Source organism: Psychrobacter sp. UBA6766, assembly GCF_002453355.1.
Classification (GTDB): domain Bacteria; phylum Pseudomonadota; class Gammaproteobacteria; order Pseudomonadales; family Moraxellaceae; genus Psychrobacter.
Map to the genome: position 1 here is coordinate 34,139 of NZ_DKGQ01000025.1, position 16,899 is coordinate 51,037.

Consider the following 16,899-nt stretch of genomic DNA (forward strand, 5'->3'; position numbering starts at 1 on the left):
TTATCGCCTGCAAACCACTGCAAGATGAAAGGTTAACCATTTTATGTTTACTATACGCCGTACCTCAAATTTTAACAGCCCTAATTTCAGCGTTGTTTTCAAATCTTCTGCTATCTATAAGCTCATTGTCGCGACGCTCGTGATAGGGTCAGCGTCATTGGTAGGCTGCGGGCAAAAAGGCGATTTGTACTTGACAGAGCCCAGTAGTCAAACGGTTAAAGATAATGTACCTGCGCTTGAGAGTTCCAGTCATCCACAGGATGCTGCCTTTACTGGTATCGACGATGATGACTATCAAAAACAGCGCTATCTGGAGCAGCAGCAAGTACTACCTGAGCCAAGTGACGATCCCAACGATTACTAATTTTTATTAAAAAAGCAATCTTTCCCAAAGCTTTTTAAGTTTATCCCAACGTTTAATGTTTACCTAAATCACCTGATGAGATTAGAGATATTTATATGAGTCATTCTGAGCGTCAAACGGACGATTCCGTCACTACCCAAACTGAGCAGGGATTATATGTGCATCCTGAAGCTTTAACCGCCCATTTGCCCGCACTGGGTTATCGCGAAGATACGCTATATATGGAGCAGGTAAGTATTAATGAGGTGGTTAAGCACTATGGTACGCCGTGCTATGTGTATTCAAAACAAGCGATTTTAGACGTTTATCAGGCTTATACTGCTAGTTTTGCCAGTCTACCGCACCAGATATGTTATGCCGTAAAAGCCAATTCTAACCTTGCCGTACTTGGCGTCTTGGCGCAAGCAGGAGCAGGATTTGATATCGTATCTCGTGGCGAGTTAATGCGCGTGTTGGCAGCCGGTGGCGAGGCTGCGCGCGTGGTTTTTTCAGGCGTTGGCAAAATGTACAGCGAAATCGAATATGCGCTGAATCAAGGTATCGGCTGCTTTAACGTCGAGTCAATCAGTGAATTGGCGCTAATCAACGAAGTCGCAAAGCAGCTTGATAAGAAAGCGCCAATTTCACTACGGGTCAATCCAAATGTCGACGCCAAAACCCATCCGTATATCTCAACAGGCTTAAAAGACAATAAATTTGGTATTGCCCATGAAGAAGCTGTTGTCGTTTATGAGCAAGCGGCGCAGTTATCGCATATCGATATCGTTGGTATCGACTGCCATATCGGCTCACAATTAACTGAGGTTGCACCATTTGTAGCGGCACTAGATAAAGTGATTGAGCTGATACATAGCCTGCGTGATAAAGGTATCGAGCTGCGTCATATCGATTTGGGCGGCGGACTTGGCGTTCGTTATATTGATGAGACGCCCGTATCTATCGATGCATTTGCCCAAGCATTATTGCCAAAACTGAGCGAGCTTGGCTTAATGGTGCTTTTTGAGCCAGGTCGTAGTATCGTGGCCAATGCTGGCGTGTTATTAACCAGAGTTGATGTGCTCAAACCGACGCCACATAAGAACTTTGTCATTGTTGACGCGGCAATGAATGATTTGATTCGCCCTGCTTTATATCAGGCCGAAATGGCCGTGATTCCAAGCGTTTTGCCTAAAAACGACATCGATACTGACGGCACGCAGCCATGGGATATCGTCGGCGCAATTTGTGAGACGGGTGACTTTTTAGCAAAAGATCGTTTATTGTCTCTCTCGACGGGCGACGTGTTAGCCATCACTGGTGCCGGCGCGTATGGCTTTACCATGAGTAGCAATTATAATTCACGACCTCGCGCCAGTGAGGTGATGGTAGCTGATGACCGTCACCAACTGATTCGCAAACGTGAAACGCTTGAATCTTTATATGCTGATGAAGTGTTGTGGCAAGATCAATAGTTCCTTTAGCCAATTTAGTGTTTACGAGTTTTTTTAATTAAAAATGACCCATTGTTATAACGACAATGGGTTTTTTATTGCTTGCTTTAATGAAAAGTCTATTAAGAGACATAATTTGACGGCATAAGACTTATTTAGCATAACGTTAACTTAGCACTTGGTAGCGGTGATAATTATGATTGTATCTGACAGCGTGCTAATATAAGGCATACATAAAAATAGGATAGGATAACAAGGATATGCTAATAGAATTTACAAAAATGCATGGGCTGGGCAATGATTTTATGGTCATCGATTTGGTGACCCAGCGCTTAGAGTTAACCAAGGATTTGGTGCAACTGTTGGGTGATCGTCATTTGGGTATCGGCTTTGATCAACTGCTTGTGGTTGAGCCACCAATGCGTCCCGACGTTGATTTCAGTTATCGCATTTTTAACACCGATGGTACTGAGGTTGAGCAATGTGGCAATGGTGCACGCTGTTTTGCCCGTTTTGTGCAAGCCCGAAAATTGTCATTTAAGCAGCGTCTGCGTGTTGAAACGGCAAGCGGCATTATCTCCTTGACGACTGACCGTTATGGCTGGGTCGAAGTCGATATGGGAAAGCCCAAGTTTGAGCCAAGCGAGATTCCTTTTACTCCAAGAGCAACGACCAAAATCCAAAACGCCTATCATTTAAACGTCAATGGCACGCCGGTACAGCTGTATGTCGCCAATATGGGAAATCCGCATGCGGTAATCAGGGTTGATGACGTCCTTGAAGCTGATGTTGAAACCTTGGGCAAAGCCATTGAATCACATCCGGCCTTTCCAGAGCGCGTCAATGTTGGCTTTATGCAAGTCATGAATCAGCGTCATATTCGTCTGCGGGTTTATGAGCGCGGTGTCGGTGAGACTCAAGCTTGCGGTACAGGCGCTTGTGCGGCAGTAGCTGTGGGTATCCGTGAAGGCTGGCTCGATGAAGGCGAAGACGTACGCGCGCAGCTTTATGGCGGCAGCATGATTGTCAAATGGCAGCCGGGTTATTCAGTGATGATGACTGGTCCAACGGCCTTTGTCTATGAAGGTGTCTTTAGCCCAGATGGTCTGATGGCGCAAGCGGGAATCGCCCCCAATCCAGAAGGCTAATAAATCATGACGACAGCGCCTAGCTCGGATATTAAGTCAAACACTGAGTCAAACACATGGCTATCAGCAGAATTGGCAAAATCTATCGAAGCAGATAGCATGCTGTGTGAACTGTTAGCGCCAGTACATCGTTGGCTAAACACACTATCAGTGCGAAATCATTCTGAGCATACGCTGACGGCTTATTTTGCGGGACTAAACCAATTGGCGTTATTTTTACGTGGGAAGCGTTTGACGTGGTCGCGCTGTGACAAGCGCCAATTAGCCCAACATATCAGTCAGCGCCTTGATGAAGATAAGCTGGCACTGGCTAGTGTCCAACAAGAGCTATCCGCTATCCGTCATTTTTATGGTTGGCTGATAGAAGAGGGTTTAGCGCGTATCAATCCAACCACTGGCTATCAGCTCAAGCGTAGCCCCAGACCTCTACCATCTATTGCTGATGTTGATTTACTGACGCAATTGCTAGACCAAGGAATTCCAGGTACGCCAGAGCAGGCGCGCTTGTGGTTACGCGATAAAGCGATGTTTGAATTGCTTTATAGCAGCGGACTGCGAGTCGGTGAGTTGGTTGCGCTCGATATGGCAGATGTGGATTTGGCTGACTTACGCGTTCGCGTGACGGGTAAAGGTAATAAAACGCGCTTAGTACCATTAGGAAATAAAGCAGCAGAGGCCATTAAACGTTATCTACCACATCGCAATTTGTGGGTCGAGCAGATGGATAGTGCGTTATTTATTAGTGAGAAATTAGGTACGCGCTTATCAACACGGGCAGTGCAGCAGCGTCTCAAAGTTGCTGCTACGCGCGCTGGAATCGCACAAAATATGTATCCACATCTACTGCGTCACTGCTTTGCGTCGCACATGCTTTCAGGAAGTGGCGATTTGCGCGCTGTTCAAGAAATGCTCGGGCATAGTGATATTAGTACCACGCAGATTTATACCCATGTCGATTTTGCTAAATTGACACAAGTTTATGATCGCGCCCATCCACGCGCGACTCATGGTCGAAATGATGATATCAGTTAAGTTTCAATTTCATTTTTAACCCTTCAATCCTACATTTATGCCAAACGATGACAATCAAAGATAGGCATTTTTTGTCGTCCTTGCGCTTGAGTGGCTTTGTCTAACGTTGCTAAGACGATGGCATAATTCTTCTGCTCTTTATTTACCGCTTGTTTATTCAACTCACTATCCTCGTAGCTATTGATAATTGTGCCATCATAAGCGCTAATCGTTGTATGCCCCCATGTTTGGCGGGTATTATCGTCCTTATAAGTGTGCTCGCCACCTTGCGCGGCGCCAATCACCATGCATTGACTATCCAAAGCCCGCGCGCGTAGCAATAGCGACCAATGCGCTTGTCCCGTTAAATAAGTAAATGCCGATGGCGCACTTAATAGTTCTGCGCCCGCTTGCCGCAGTCGCTGCGCCAATGCTGGAAAGCGTAAATCAAAGCAAACCATCATACCGAGCTGATAAACGGCTGCATCGATTTCAAGTGGCACGACAACCGTTTGTGTACCTGGTTCAAAGGTTGCCGCTTCATTATAGCTGCCTTGCTTATCAGCAACGGTTGCGGTAAATAAGTGAATCTTGTCATAGCGAGCCACTCGCGTCCCATCGGGGGCAAATAGCTGACTGACTTGACGTAGCCTATTATTAGGTACAATGGCGCCATCAGGACGATAAGAGCAGGGTAGCGAGCCTGCTAATACATAAATACCATAGCTGCGCGCATATTCTGCCATCGTGGCCGATAGCTCATCGAAACGCTCAGCGGTAACAAATTGCTTGCCCATGCTACAGCAGTTTTCTGGTAAAACGACCAACTTGGCGCCTTGTGCGCGCGCATCGATGATAGCGGCCTTTATATCAGCTAAATTGTCTTCGATGTTTTGCTGGCTATTCATTTGGACGGCAGCAATCGTCATTGATTGGTTCTTTGTTAACTCATTCATAATAGTATTCTCAATTTTTAAGCTGTATAGAGCTTTTGCTCTTCCTTATTTTTATTTTGTTTTCATTTAATATTTGAAATTTTAGTCTTTAATCGTGGTTTGGATGCATGGTCTTAGTGAACAGTTTTGGCATTGTCTAAGTCCTGAGTACTTATAAAGATTACTAACTTCTTAACGCTTGAGCAAATGATTACGAATGCTTCAAGCGCACAGGATATAAATTAACGTAGCAACATTGTAGCAAAAAATGCTATCGTCATGACCTGATAGGGTAAAGCGCTTATTAATGATGCTAAGCACTAATAAGTGCAGGCTTTAACCAGCATAACATATTGAATCTCACCACGATCGGAGTGTAATAAGTCACCCATGAGTATGTCGTTTGGATTAGCGGCCACGCTAAGCACCTCACAAAAACTGACCCCGCAGATGCAGCAAGCCATTAAATTGCTGCAGCTCTCTAGTCTTGAGCTCGCGCAGGAGGTGCAGGCGAAGCTTGACAGTAATCCATTGCTTGAGCGTGTCGAAGATGATGAAGAGGACTACGATAATTACGACAGCAGTAACACTGAGGGGCTAAATGAGTTTGGAGAGTCATTAACGCTAGACAGTTGGAATCAAAGCACGAGCGTTGATTCGTTTTCTACGTCTACTCATTCATCAGAGGATGGTGTGCATTATGATAACAATAGCAGCGACGACACTGTCTTTAATGACACTATCAGCGATAGCTTAGATAAGTTACAGCAAGCCAGTTTTGATGATGAAGCGATCGACAACCATGCATTGGACGCCGACGATTATAGCGGCTTTGACAGTGGTAGTGATGCCTCTGCCGCGACAGGCTCAGGTAGTCTTTCAACTCAATCAGGGCATGGAGGCAATGAAGACTTTGATAGCTACCAAGGCAGCACCAGCGCGTCAATTCAAGACCATGTACGCTGGCAATTGAACTTTAAGCATCTCTCCGAAACAGACACACTTATCGCTGAATACTTGATAGACTCCATGGATGAGATGGGCTTTGTGCGCCTTGACATCGATGACTTGCTACAAAGCTTTGATACCATGGCGAGTTTTTATCAATGGGATGAGCGCGTTGAGCACGATGAGGTCATGGTGGTACTACGCATTATTCAGTCATGCGACCCGCTTGGGGTTGGCGCACGCAATCTAAATGAGTGCTTGGCGATTCAATTATCTAAACTGCATCCTACTACTGGCTATTTAAGAGAAGCGCAGGCATTGTTGTCTGCCAGCGAGCACTTGGTCAGCAATAATATCAAAGCACTCACTGAACTCACAGGACTTGTGCCTGAACAAATTACCCCCGCGCTTAATTTACTACGTACGTTAAATCCTTCACCTGGTTTGCTGTTTCAAAGTAGCCAGCCCGATTATATGCAACCATCAGAAAGCTACGATATTCCTGATGTGTTGGTCACGCCTATTCGGCGCCACCATACCAACAAAAGCAATACGACTGCGCAAGAAGACGGCTGGTACGTACGCCTTAATCCTGAGACCCTACCAAAGCTACGGATTAATCAAGAATACGCCAACTTAGTCAAACGTGGCGATGACAGCCCTGACAATCAATATCTGCGTGAAAATCTTACCGACGCGCGCTTATTTATTCGAAGTATCGAAGAGCGTAACCAGAACCTGTTAAAAGTAGCAACCAGTATCGTGCGCTATCAGCAAGAGTTTTTGCAATATGGCGCAACTGCCATGCAGCCCCTTGTTTTAAAAGCCATTGCCGAAGAGGTTGGTTTGCACGAATCGACCGTTTCGCGTCTAACGACAAGTAAAACCATCTTAACCCCGCAAGGGCTGTTTTCCCTCAAGCACTTCTTCTCTTCACACGTTAGCAGTAGCGATGGTGATATCTCCTCAACCGCTATTAGCGCCATGATTAAACAACTCATCGCTGATGAAGACCCTAAAAAGCCCTTATCTGATAGCCGCATAAAAGATTTTTTATTTACAGAAGGTATCGATATCGCTAGACGAACGGTTGCCAAATATCGTGAAGCGATGAATATCGGCTCCTCCACTCAGCGAAAACAAAAATATTAAATGTTGCCATTCAATATCTTATAAATGTTGTACCGCCATAATTAAGCCAATTTGTACATAAATAAAAAATAAAATTTTTTGATTATATAGAAACATGAGGGAAACATCATTTAATATTACATTTACTTACAATTGTATGGCTTGCTACTCTTCCGTTTTCATGACAAATTAGAGACATACCAACAAAGAAAACCAAGTACCGGTTTGGCCTATTTTGATCATATTAATATGATAAAAATGCATTTTCATATCAATAAAGGAGTAGAAGAATAAAGCCATTAGTTATTAATAACTGACAGGCCAAACTTTATGATAAGAAAGGTACTCGGTAAATCATTGGTAAGGCGGAATGATACAAGCTGTGAAGCGAGATCATCTGCTGATTTGATTGTAAGTAACAATATAAGCAATAATAAAAGGACGATAATATGAATGTTTCTATCAGTGGTCACCATATCAGTGTTACCGAAGCCATGGACAATGCCGTTCGCGAAAAACTTGTAAAAGTAGAGCGTCACTTCGATCAGATTCAAAGTATTCAAGTAAAATTATCGCTAGACAATAGTGGCTCAAGTGATGGCGGTAAGAAGACTCATAAAGCCGAGGCAATTATGCGAGTCGCAGGTCAAGAAATGTTTGTCCAAGCCTGTGAAGACGATATGTATAAAGCCATTAATGAGATGGCAGACAAGCTTGATAGACAAGTGCGTAAATACAAAACCCGTCAAGACCGTCAAAAACTACAGGGTGCTGGGCGTGATGGACGCTATGAAGATTTAACGACGGATGACGCTGCTCCAGCGATGTAGTTTGTCTGTCATAGCTTTAAGTCGTAGATGGCTCTGTTGCCATTATTGTTTGATAAACTTTAGCCTATAAGATAATTATTATAAAAAGCATGGTTATTAAGCAAATATATTAAAACGATGGACAATTTAGTCATTAAAACGATTTAGTTACTCAAAAGTAGGACCGACTAAAAAAGACCTCAACGTGTCAACGTCAGAGGTCTTTTTTTGTGATCAAGTTTAAAAATATCCAGTCGAAAGCATGCTACTTCAGAACTCATTGGCTTGATTTTAATATATGAGGCATGGGCGTGTGGTTTAACCGCCACCAACCGCTTGGACGACTTCTATATTCATGCCTTCAATGATACGTAGTTTATCAAGCTCGCTTTTTGGCACCAGTTCACCGTCAATTTCAACGGCATAACGACCTTTACTAAGTCCGAGCTCGTTGACGACCATTTGTACAGTTTGATGCGTAGTTTGTAATCTTTTACCATTGACACTAATCGTACTCATAATATGTGCTCCCTAATAATTGAATATTCCTTTTACCAAGTTTATTTAGATTATTTATTGTAGCTGCTGATCAGTTGCGTCATCAGTTTTGACGGGGCGTTTAAGTATTTTAGTCACTTGGATGGCAGTAGCTATTAAGAAAATTCCTATTAAACATATTCTCAATCTAAGCAGCTTTTCCTATTGACCTAAACGAAATGTCGAGATGGCAAGCCATAGCCAACCCGCAATCATCAGCACCCCACCAATAGGTGTAATCGCCCCAAACCAGCGCGGTGCACCAAGCGTCATCGCATATAAACTACCTGCAAAGATGAGCGCCCCGATTTGTAGAAGCCAAGCTGTTGTTTGGGTCGTATAATTGAGGCGAATTAACACACCAACGAGCAACAACCCTAGTCCGTGTATGAACCAGTATAAGGTCGCCGTTTGCCACCATTCAAGCTGCTGGATGCTGATCGAATTTTTGAGACCATGAGCACCAAATGCACCCAAAGCAACGGCAATAGCCATATTAATCGCCGCAATACTTATCCAATTTAGCATGATAAAAATCGTCTTATAAATGAAGCTTTAATAATAGGTGTTTTCTGACTCACAAGCTAAAGTTTATTGAATATCATCAGGTAAAATAACGCTATCAATGGTCATTGCTTCACGAATTTTATCCATGGCATTTTTTTCGATTTGGCGGACGCGCTCTGCTGAAATAGAGTAAACCGCTGCTAGCTCATGCAAGGTTGATTTTTGCTCAGAAAGCCAGCGCTGCTCGACGATATCGCGTGAACGATCATCTAAGGTGTCCATTGCCGCAAGTAGTGCAGATGAATTGTTTTCTTCCCAATCTGTTTCTTCAATCATCTCAGCAGGGTCGATGCCATCCTCTAAAAAGAGCTGTGGTGCGTAGCGACCATCGTCATCATCGCTTGATTGCGCTTCAAATGAGGCATCATAAGATGTCAGGCGTGACTCCATTTCGAGCACTTGTTTGCGCGTCACATTTAAGTCATTAGCAATGGCGTCGGCTTCTTCGATGGTCAACTGGTTATTGGTCTTTTTAAGACTGCGTAAGTTAAAGAATAATTTACGATGCGCTTTAGTAGTAGCCACTTTAACAATTCGCCAATTACGAATGACGAATTCGTGAATCTCAGCCTTAATCCAATGCACGGCAAAGGATACCAAACGCACACCTTTATTGGGATCAAAGCGTTTGACGGCTTTCATTAATCCTAGATTGCCTTCTTGAATCAAATCTGCTTGCGGCAAACCATAGCCTGAGTAGCTACGTGCTATATGAATCACAAAGCGCAGGTGCGACATCACGAGCAGGCGCGCAGCTTCGACATCGCCCTCATCATAATAGCGATGGGCAAGCTCCTGCTCTTGCGTTGGTGTCAAAATCGGAATTTGATGGACGGTATTGATATAAGCACCCAAGTTTACGCCAGGCGCTGATAGATGTGTTGGCATGGCAGGCACTAAATCACGGGTACGCGTGTCGCTAAGTGTGCTTGCATCATAAGGCGGGCGTGCCGCCGCCGCTTTTAGTGCCGCATCGCGTGCTTCGTTTTTCTCAGGTGCTGCGCTGTCTTTTTTACGGGTATTTGCAGCGTCATTAGGAGTATTAGCCATATTCTTGACCTTGGTTAAAATAGATAAGCAATGAGTCAGATAAAAATCTTTATAGTTATAATTGTAAAGGATAGCGCGGTTTAGTTGCTATCAGTTTTGGTAATGATGAAGTGATATATTGTATCAACTACCTTTTTAGAATGAGTTGATGACCCACTTTCACTACCTGAGGCTGTCGTCTGATTTACCACTAATAATAAAGGATTTATTGCTTCTGTTTGCTGGCTTTGCTGACAAAAAGCGCTGATATCTGCTTGCGAGTTTGGGTCAGTGGCAACCACGTATAATGACTCACCAACAGTCACATCACGAAGCGCTACTTTGGTTTTTAACAGTGGCATTGGGCAAGCAAGTCCACGACCATCCACCATATTTTTAATAATAATTATGGGCTTTTTCCAGTTCACATTATCATTTAAGTTAAAATCATCTGTTAGATTGAAACTACCTGCTGATAATAAATCTAGCAGTTGCGTTATCGTCTGTTGCTGGGATTCAGACAAAGTTTCGGCGAAACGAATAGGGTATGAGCCGCTTTCAATGACAGATTGATTACTAGCAGACATAAAATAAACCTTTAGAATATCAATGTTTGAGAATGCCGGATTTAATAGCGCCTTATTAACAAGCTTTCATCAAGAGCTATTATAGCAAATTGCCATCCCTCAATTGCAGTTGAATATAGTGATCATAATCATTGGTCAATCAGGACATCTTATTAATACTAGACATTATATTTATAGATAGGTTTATCTTATAGGCTAAAACCATCAATCGATGCTTTAAATTTGCACAAACATGTTGCGCAATCGTGACGCGTGGCAGCGTTATTGGTAGCCAAAAGTAGACTACAATTGACCTTAGATAAACAAGCTCGTATAGTCAAAAAGACGTTATGGTCACTCGTATAGGACAGGCATTTGTACTTCTCTCATAGATCATCGAAGCTTAAGAAGCTGACAATAAACACATTGGATAAATGTGCTTTTGCTCAGTCATCAAATAAGCTACCAGCGTTCAAGTTATTTCCATCGAGATTAGCGTTTGCTCTAAACTTAGGAGTATCTGCTGCATTACTGGCACTGACAACTACGGCCAATAGTGCTGGCACGCAAGCCGCGCCATTTACTTACGGTTCATGGCAGACGTCCAATGCTGAAGAATTGGATTTACCCAATTTGCGCGGACCGGGATTAAGTTTTGCTGAGCAATATCAAAACAAATTACTTGGTGAGTGGTCATTAAGGAACATCAATGGTCGCGCTAAAATGGAGCACGATCCTTGGATTTATGAAACCATAAAAGACATGACTTGGCGGTTAAATGCGCAAGCCCGTCAGCAAGCACCATTGGGTTTGGTTATTATTGATAATCCCAGTATCAATGCTTTTGCCGCGCCCGGTGGGGTAATTGGTCTTAATACAGGAACGATACTCGCGGCGAGCAGCATGGATGAGATTGCCAGTGTCGTCGCGCATGAGGTGGCACATATTAGTCAGCACCATTATGAGAGCGGGGCCGATGAGCGCAAAAAAGCCTTGCTGATGCAAATAGGCGGTATGCTGGCGGCGATTGCCGCCTCAGCAGTCGATGGTGATGCCGCAGCCGCCGTCATGATGGGTAGTCAGACTGCTACTATGAATAGCAGCATGGCTTTTAGTCGTAATAATGAGCGTGATGCTGACCGCGTTGGTATGCAAATAATGAACCAAGCGGGTTACGATCCACGGGCGATGCCGCGATTTTTTGCGACAATGAATCAAAAAAGCCAGCTGAACCAAACCGCCAATCAATTCCTGCCCAGTTTCGTACGCTCACATCCTTTAAGTAATGAGCGTTTAAGCGAGTCACAAAGCCGCGCTCAGCGCTACGATTCACTGCCATTATCCAAGCAGCAGCGTCATCAAGCATTATTTGATTTGCTTTACTGGCGTGTACAGAGTACGGGGAAGCATGTTTCTGAAACGGAGCTTATAACTGCTGCTAAAAATAGTATCGGGGCAAAATTGGCATTGATGTATTGGTACGGCGAGCAGCAACGCTTTCGTGAGGCCAGTGAGCTGTATACCGAACTGTCAGCGTTGCCAACGCCCAAGCGCCAGATATTAGAGCCGTTATTATCCATTACCCAAAGTCAGATTCTCACGGAACAAAATAAATGGCAACAAGCGGCTGAACTGCTAGAAAGTCAGCAGCGCCTGTATCCCGAGCGTCGCGACCTGCGTCTATATCTAGCTGAAGCTCTGACCAACGGAAACCAACCAGCGGAAGCGCAAGCGTTGCTCAAACCCTTGACCGAGCAGCAACCAAGTGACCGTTATGCATGGCAAAGCTTACAATTGGCCAATGAAAAAATCGCCAAAACCACAGAATCGCCGCAGCTGGCAAAAATCGCCACGATTAATGCATTGCGTTATCGAAGTCATGATCAGCTATGGAGTGGACGCTATGAGCGTGCTCTGACTTCTTTGACGCAAGCCAAGCAATTGACTGAGCAAATGCAGAAAACCGCTCAGGCCAGTAGCGCTCGACCACTACTTGCCAATATTAATGCGGAAATCAAAGCGGTAAAAACCGCCAAAGACTTTAAGCCTTAGGCGGTTGTTGCTAGCTTGGGTTTTATAAGAATTAAGCATATATAGCAGTCTGACTTTAAAACCAATATAGGGCGACTGAGACGAATTTTTCGTAGCCTCTGTCATAGCAGCAAGCAAGGAAGATTTATATCAGTCGCACGTCGCTACTCACGTATCGATTTCATTTTAAACTAATGATAACTTTTTTACCTTTGGTTAACACTGCAGCGCGTCTTTTACCAATTTAGAAATTAATGCGGGGTCAGCGCGGCCCGCCGTTTTATTTTTTAATACACCCATCACGCTACCCATATCGCGCATTGAGGTTGCGCCTTGTTGGGCGATTTCGGCATTAACTAAGACCGCAAGCTCAGCATCATCCATTTGTTTTGGCATAAACTCATTGATGATATCAATCTCAAACTGCTCTTTAGTTGCTAAATCATCGCGACCATTTTCGGTAAAAATAGTTAGTGACTCCTGACGCTGCTTGAGCTGTTTTTGGAGCACTTCTAATACTTGCGCATCGTCAAGTTCGGTCTGGCGGTCAATCTCAATTTGTTTAATGACCGCTTGCACATTGCGGAGCACTTTGACACGCTCAAGCTCACGCGCTTTCATCGAAGTTTTGATGGTGTCAGATAACGTCTGTTTCAGTTGACTCACTGTTATTATTCCTTATAAGTATGGGTAAAATAATTGTTGGTAAAGTAATTGGGGATAAAATGCTAAATAAAATCTGCCAATCATTGATCAGCAGTAATAACAAAAATTGTAGCATAAAAAACGCCACTGTTATTCATCGATAACAGTGGCGTTAGTGTAGCGCTGGTATTTAGCTAATCGTATTGGTGATTAGTACATACGAGTGGTACGAATAGTTTCGCGTTGTAATTTTTTCTTATAACGCTTTACAGCAGCGGCTTTTTTGCGCTTGCGCACTTGCGTTGGTTTTTCATAAAATTCACGCTTACGAACGTCTGATAGAACGCCGGCTTTTTCACAAGCACGTTTAAAACGACGGATAGCGATGTCAACTGGTTCGTTTTCTTTAACCTTAACTGCAGGCATGAAATCTCCTTGATTAGGATGAGATATAAGGGCATTAGTTTGGCTGTGTATTAGTATTTAGCCGTAATATCTCAAGATTATCGGCATCAGCTCAAACTAGGACAGTCTTGCACAATAGCACAAGGGCGCTTATTTTAATCAAAAATAGCAGCAAAGTCAAAGACTTTAGCGTATCTCTATTAGATAAAGGTCAAATAATAACCAATAAACTTTAACTGAGCAGTAAAAATATGATGAAATATAAAATAAAGCTTCGGTGTTAATATTATTAATAATCTTTTAACAAATAATCAATAAATCATGGACAAAACAGCTGTTTAGCAATAACGACTTCTAGTGGGTGTATGGTATTCTATATATAATCTGCCGTTCAGTCTTGAGCCCTAATCTTTAAGTTTTAAAAATAGGTGCTTAAAAATAGCGTCTTCGGCAGATTCTACAACGCTTTGATAGCAATCATATTAAGGATCTTTTAATGAAAATTGGCATGAAAAAAACTGCAGTTAGTACCGCGCTATGGGCAACATTGCTTCTTACGATGGGCGTTAGTTTAAGTGCTTGTAGCAACGAAAAAGAGGAAGCGGGCGCAGAGTCGGGTGAGGTGTTAGCAACCGATAGAGTCGATGACGCATCAGCGCTTGCACGTAAAAACGCTCCTGAAGCAGAAGATATGGACTTCCCAGAAACAGCGCCAATGCCTGCTGCTGACACGACGGAAGGTACAGAAGAAGGGGCTGCGGGAACTGAAGCTACGACTGCAGAAGATGGCGCAACGACAGATACGGCAGGAAATACGGCTACTGCAAACGCTGATACAGACGCGGCTTCTACTGCTAGTACAGAAACAACAGATTCAGATTCGGCGGCCACGACTACCGAGCCTGCAACAAATTAATAGAAGTAGATAAAATTGAGTAAGTAAGCCGCGTACTCAGTCCATAATATCGATTCATCACTGCCAGCTACTATTACTATTAATATGCCAGCAATGACATTGAGATTTACATCAACAATCTATAGATGAGGGAATAACTATGACTATGCAGCAAAACACAATGAAAGAAAAATCAGTGGCTAAATTGGCGCTAACGAGTATAGGCCTTAGTGCGCTTTTGGCACTTAGTGCTTGTAGTGGCGGTGACAATACGGCAGCTGAAGAACCAACCGCTACTAATGACACCGAAACAGTGGTGGTAGAGCCGGAAACGCCGGTTGCAGAAACTGAAGTAGCAACGCCTGAGCCTGCAGTTGAAGCAGAGCCCGCTGAAGTTCCTGTAGAGGAACCCCAAGAAGCACCTGCACCTGCTGAAGAAGCGGCTGAACCTGAAGTATTAGCAGCTAATGCGGGCGAGCAGTTGTATGAAAAGCAGTGTAAGGCCTGTCATGCAACAGGATTGTTGGGTGCACCTAAATTTGGTGACAAAGCCGATTGGGCACCGCATCTTGAAAAAGACATAGAGACGCTACACATGCATTCTGCGAAAGGCTTTAATAAAATGCCACCACAGGCCAATGATAATGTAAGCGAAGCGCAAGTTCATGCCGCCGTAGATTATATGGTTGCCGCTGCCAGCTAACACTAGTATTGCTTGTTGAAATTTACTAGACTGACCGCCATTGTAAGCTAACAGTGGCGGTTTCTTTATTATTGAAAAAATGGCACCACAAATTATATTTCTAAAAAGTTCTTTAAGCAGTAAGCTTTGTATAGTAAATATACAAGATGTACCGTCCTAAACGCGGTAAAGCAAAATATAAAGGCGCATAAATGAAAGTATTGGGTTTAGAGACCTCTTGCGATGAGACGGGTCTGGCAATTTTTGATAGCGAGCAAATAACGAGTGAAAATAAAGGTTTGCTCGGGCAAGTACTATATTCTCAAATAGAGCTTCACGCCCTATATGGTGGTGTCGTGCCTGAGCTTGCGAGCCGCGATCATATTCGTAAATTGGTGCCGTTATTCAACGAATTGCTAGAGCAGTGCAACATCACTAAAGATGAGATTAATGCCATTGCTTACACCAAAGGCCCAGGGCTTATCGGCGCTCTAATGACGGGAGCATTATTTGGTCGCAGCTTGGCTTATGGATTGGATGTGCCAGCGATTGGCGTTCACCATATGGAAGGCCATCTTTTAGCGCCACTGATGGGAGCGAATCCACCGGCATTTCCGTTCGTATCGTTACTGGTTTCTGGCGGTCATACATTACTGATTGCTGCCCATGGTATCGGACAATACGAAATTCTAGGCGAATCCATCGATGATGCGGCGGGCGAGTGCTTTGATAAAGCAGCAAAAATGCTTGGTTTGCCATATCCTGGTGGCCCTAATATTGCCAAATTAGCAGAAATGGGCGATCAAAATGCCTATGATTTACCACGTCCAATGTTACATCGCGGTTTAGATTTTTCCTTCAGCGGTATGAAAACAGCGGTCCATAATCTTATCAAGGATACCGCTGGTTCTGATAGCGATTCGCAAGTTCGTGCTGATATTGCCGCAAGCTTCCAACATGCCGTGGTCGATACGCTAGTGAGGAAATGTGTTAAGGCGTTAAAACAAGTTGAGATGAGCCGCTTAGTCATCGCAGGCGGCGTCAGTGCCAATAGTCATTTGCGTGAGACACTAGAGCGTGAGCTCACTAAAATAAATGCCACGGTTCATTATGCACCGCCAGCGTTGTGTACCGACAATGGCGCAATGATTGCGTATGCCGGTTACGAGCGTTTGCAAGCAGGGCAGGCCGATGATTTGGCCGTCAGCTGCGTACCGCGTTGGCCGATGACCGAGCTACCTGCGCTATAGATGCTAACCGTTAGATGATACCCAACTATTAAATTTTATCTCACTCAAGGATGACTTATGCAGTGGCTTGCGATAGGATTAGGTGCTGCCATTGGCGCATGCTTGCGAGCATGGCTTGGACGGTTTAATCCGCAGCACAGCTGGATTCCCCTAGGAACATTAGGTGCCAATATATTAGGCGGGCTACTAATAGGAATGGCATTGGTATGGTTTGAGAGTACGGGTAGCAACTTATCGCCTCATGTCAGGCTATTTGTTGTCACTGGCTTTTTAGGGGGATTGACGACTTTTAGTACCTTTAGTGCTGAAACTTTTACCTTAATTAATGATGGTCGCTTGTTATCGGGACTGATTTTAATTGGTCTACATGTTGGGCTAACCTTATTGGCTACCGCGCTAGGCTTTCATCTTTTTAAAATGGTTTTATAAAATTGCTGTTACTGAATATTGATAAGTAAAGGCGCATAAAAAGAGACGTGCTCATTATTTAACATGCTTTTTTTATTACAACAATTT

18 protein-coding genes are annotated in these 16,899 nt (G+C 43.8%); 11 read left to right on the plus strand and 7 right to left on the minus strand.

The window, feature by feature from the left end; translation table 11 throughout:
• Positions 1–43 precede the first annotated feature (43 nt).
• The 4 genes from lptM (at position 44) to B4K26_RS05570 (ending at position 3,974) form a co-directional block, all read left to right on the plus strand.
• Positions 44–364 (plus strand): LPS translocon maturation chaperone LptM, encoded by a 321-nt coding sequence (gene lptM / locus B4K26_RS05555; RefSeq protein ID WP_296244048.1) that lies wholly within the window; start codon positions 44–46, stop codon positions 362–364.
• 95 nt (positions 365–459) lie between these two features.
• On the plus strand, positions 460–1,815 hold the full coding sequence (gene lysA / locus B4K26_RS05560; protein WP_296244049.1) for a diaminopimelate decarboxylase: 1,356 nt from the start codon (positions 460–462) through the stop codon (positions 1,813–1,815).
• Positions 1,816–2,054: 239 nt separating this feature from the next.
• A complete protein-coding gene (gene dapF, locus B4K26_RS05565) occupies positions 2,055–2,942 on the plus strand; it encodes a diaminopimelate epimerase (protein ID WP_296244050.1) in 888 nt (295 codons plus the stop codon).
• A 99-nt stretch (positions 2,943–3,041) separates the two neighbouring features.
• Positions 3,042–3,974 carry a tyrosine recombinase XerC gene (locus B4K26_RS05570; protein WP_409521352.1) on the plus strand — a complete coding sequence of 311 codons (933 nt, stop codon included), beginning with the start codon at positions 3,042–3,044 and terminating at the stop codon, positions 3,972–3,974.
• Positions 3,975–4,009: 35 nt separating this feature from the next.
• Here B4K26_RS05570 and B4K26_RS05575 read toward each other — a convergent pair whose 3' ends face one another.
• Positions 4,010–4,909 carry a carbon-nitrogen hydrolase family protein gene (locus B4K26_RS05575; protein ID WP_296244052.1) on the minus strand — a complete coding sequence of 300 codons (900 nt, stop codon included), beginning with the start codon at positions 4,907–4,909 and terminating at the stop codon, positions 4,010–4,012.
• 369 nt (positions 4,910–5,278) lie between these two features.
• Between B4K26_RS05575 and rpoN the strand changes: the two genes are divergently transcribed.
• Positions 5,279–6,988, plus strand: a complete 1,710-nt coding sequence (gene rpoN, locus B4K26_RS05580; protein WP_296244053.1) for an RNA polymerase factor sigma-54 — start codon at positions 5,279–5,281, stop codon at positions 6,986–6,988.
• 428 nt (positions 6,989–7,416) lie between these two features.
• The gene (gene hpf, locus B4K26_RS05585) at positions 7,417–7,797 is read left to right on the plus strand and encodes a ribosome hibernation-promoting factor, HPF/YfiA family (RefSeq protein ID WP_296244054.1); all 381 of its coding nucleotides are present in this window, start codon (positions 7,417–7,419) and stop codon (positions 7,795–7,797) included.
• Between the two features lie 297 nt (positions 7,798–8,094).
• Here the strand turns inward: hpf and thiS are convergent, their stop codons facing one another.
• The 4 genes from thiS to B4K26_RS05605 all read right to left on the minus strand — a co-directional run bounded on the left by thiS (position 8,095) and on the right by B4K26_RS05605 (position 10,496).
• Positions 8,095–8,295: a sulfur carrier protein ThiS gene (gene thiS / locus B4K26_RS05590; RefSeq protein ID WP_296244056.1), complete on the minus strand. Its 201-nt coding sequence runs from the start codon at positions 8,293–8,295 to the stop codon at positions 8,095–8,097.
• A 180-nt stretch (positions 8,296–8,475) separates the two neighbouring features.
• Positions 8,476–8,841, minus strand: a complete 366-nt coding sequence (locus B4K26_RS05595) for a DUF423 domain-containing protein (protein WP_296244057.1) — start codon at positions 8,839–8,841, stop codon at positions 8,476–8,478.
• A gap of 63 nt (positions 8,842–8,904) precedes the next feature.
• On the minus strand, positions 8,905–9,768 hold the full coding sequence (gene rpoH / locus B4K26_RS05600) for an RNA polymerase sigma factor RpoH (protein WP_296244194.1): 864 nt from the start codon (positions 9,766–9,768) through the stop codon (positions 8,905–8,907).
• 242 nt (positions 9,769–10,010) lie between these two features.
• Positions 10,011–10,496: a sulfurtransferase TusA family protein gene (locus B4K26_RS05605; RefSeq protein WP_296244058.1), complete on the minus strand. Its 486-nt coding sequence runs from the start codon at positions 10,494–10,496 to the stop codon at positions 10,011–10,013.
• 354 nt (positions 10,497–10,850) lie between these two features.
• Between B4K26_RS05605 and B4K26_RS05610 the strand changes: the two genes are divergently transcribed.
• Entirely contained in the window at positions 10,851–12,527 is a 1,677-nt protein-coding gene (locus B4K26_RS05610) for a M48 family metalloprotease (RefSeq protein ID WP_296244059.1), read from the plus strand.
• A gap of 195 nt (positions 12,528–12,722) precedes the next feature.
• Here B4K26_RS05610 and B4K26_RS05615 read toward each other — a convergent pair whose 3' ends face one another.
• Both B4K26_RS05615 and rpsU read right to left on the minus strand, forming a co-directional pair.
• Positions 12,723–13,172, minus strand: a complete 450-nt coding sequence (locus B4K26_RS05615) for a GatB/YqeY domain-containing protein (RefSeq protein ID WP_296244061.1) — start codon at positions 13,170–13,172, stop codon at positions 12,723–12,725.
• A gap of 189 nt (positions 13,173–13,361) precedes the next feature.
• Positions 13,362–13,577: a 30S ribosomal protein S21 gene (gene rpsU / locus B4K26_RS05620; protein ID WP_010195908.1), complete on the minus strand. Its 216-nt coding sequence runs from the start codon at positions 13,575–13,577 to the stop codon at positions 13,362–13,364.
• 487 nt (positions 13,578–14,064) lie between these two features.
• Between rpsU and B4K26_RS05625 the strand changes: the two genes are divergently transcribed.
• The 4 genes from B4K26_RS05625 to crcB all read left to right on the plus strand — a co-directional run bounded on the left by B4K26_RS05625 (position 14,065) and on the right by crcB (position 16,812).
• Positions 14,065–14,472, plus strand: coding sequence for a hypothetical protein (locus tag B4K26_RS05625; protein ID WP_296244062.1), 408 nt, complete (start codon positions 14,065–14,067; stop codon positions 14,470–14,472).
• Between the two features lie 139 nt (positions 14,473–14,611).
• Positions 14,612–15,154 carry a c-type cytochrome gene (locus tag B4K26_RS05630; protein ID WP_296244064.1) on the plus strand — a complete coding sequence of 181 codons (543 nt, stop codon included), beginning with the start codon at positions 14,612–14,614 and terminating at the stop codon, positions 15,152–15,154.
• Between the two features lie 191 nt (positions 15,155–15,345).
• Entirely contained in the window at positions 15,346–16,383 is a 1,038-nt protein-coding gene (gene tsaD, locus B4K26_RS05635) for a tRNA (adenosine(37)-N6)-threonylcarbamoyltransferase complex transferase subunit TsaD (protein ID WP_296244065.1), read from the plus strand.
• Between the two features lie 57 nt (positions 16,384–16,440).
• On the plus strand, positions 16,441–16,812 hold the full coding sequence (gene crcB, locus B4K26_RS05640) for a fluoride efflux transporter CrcB (protein ID WP_296244066.1): 372 nt from the start codon (positions 16,441–16,443) through the stop codon (positions 16,810–16,812).
• Positions 16,813–16,899: the final 87 nt, after the last annotated feature.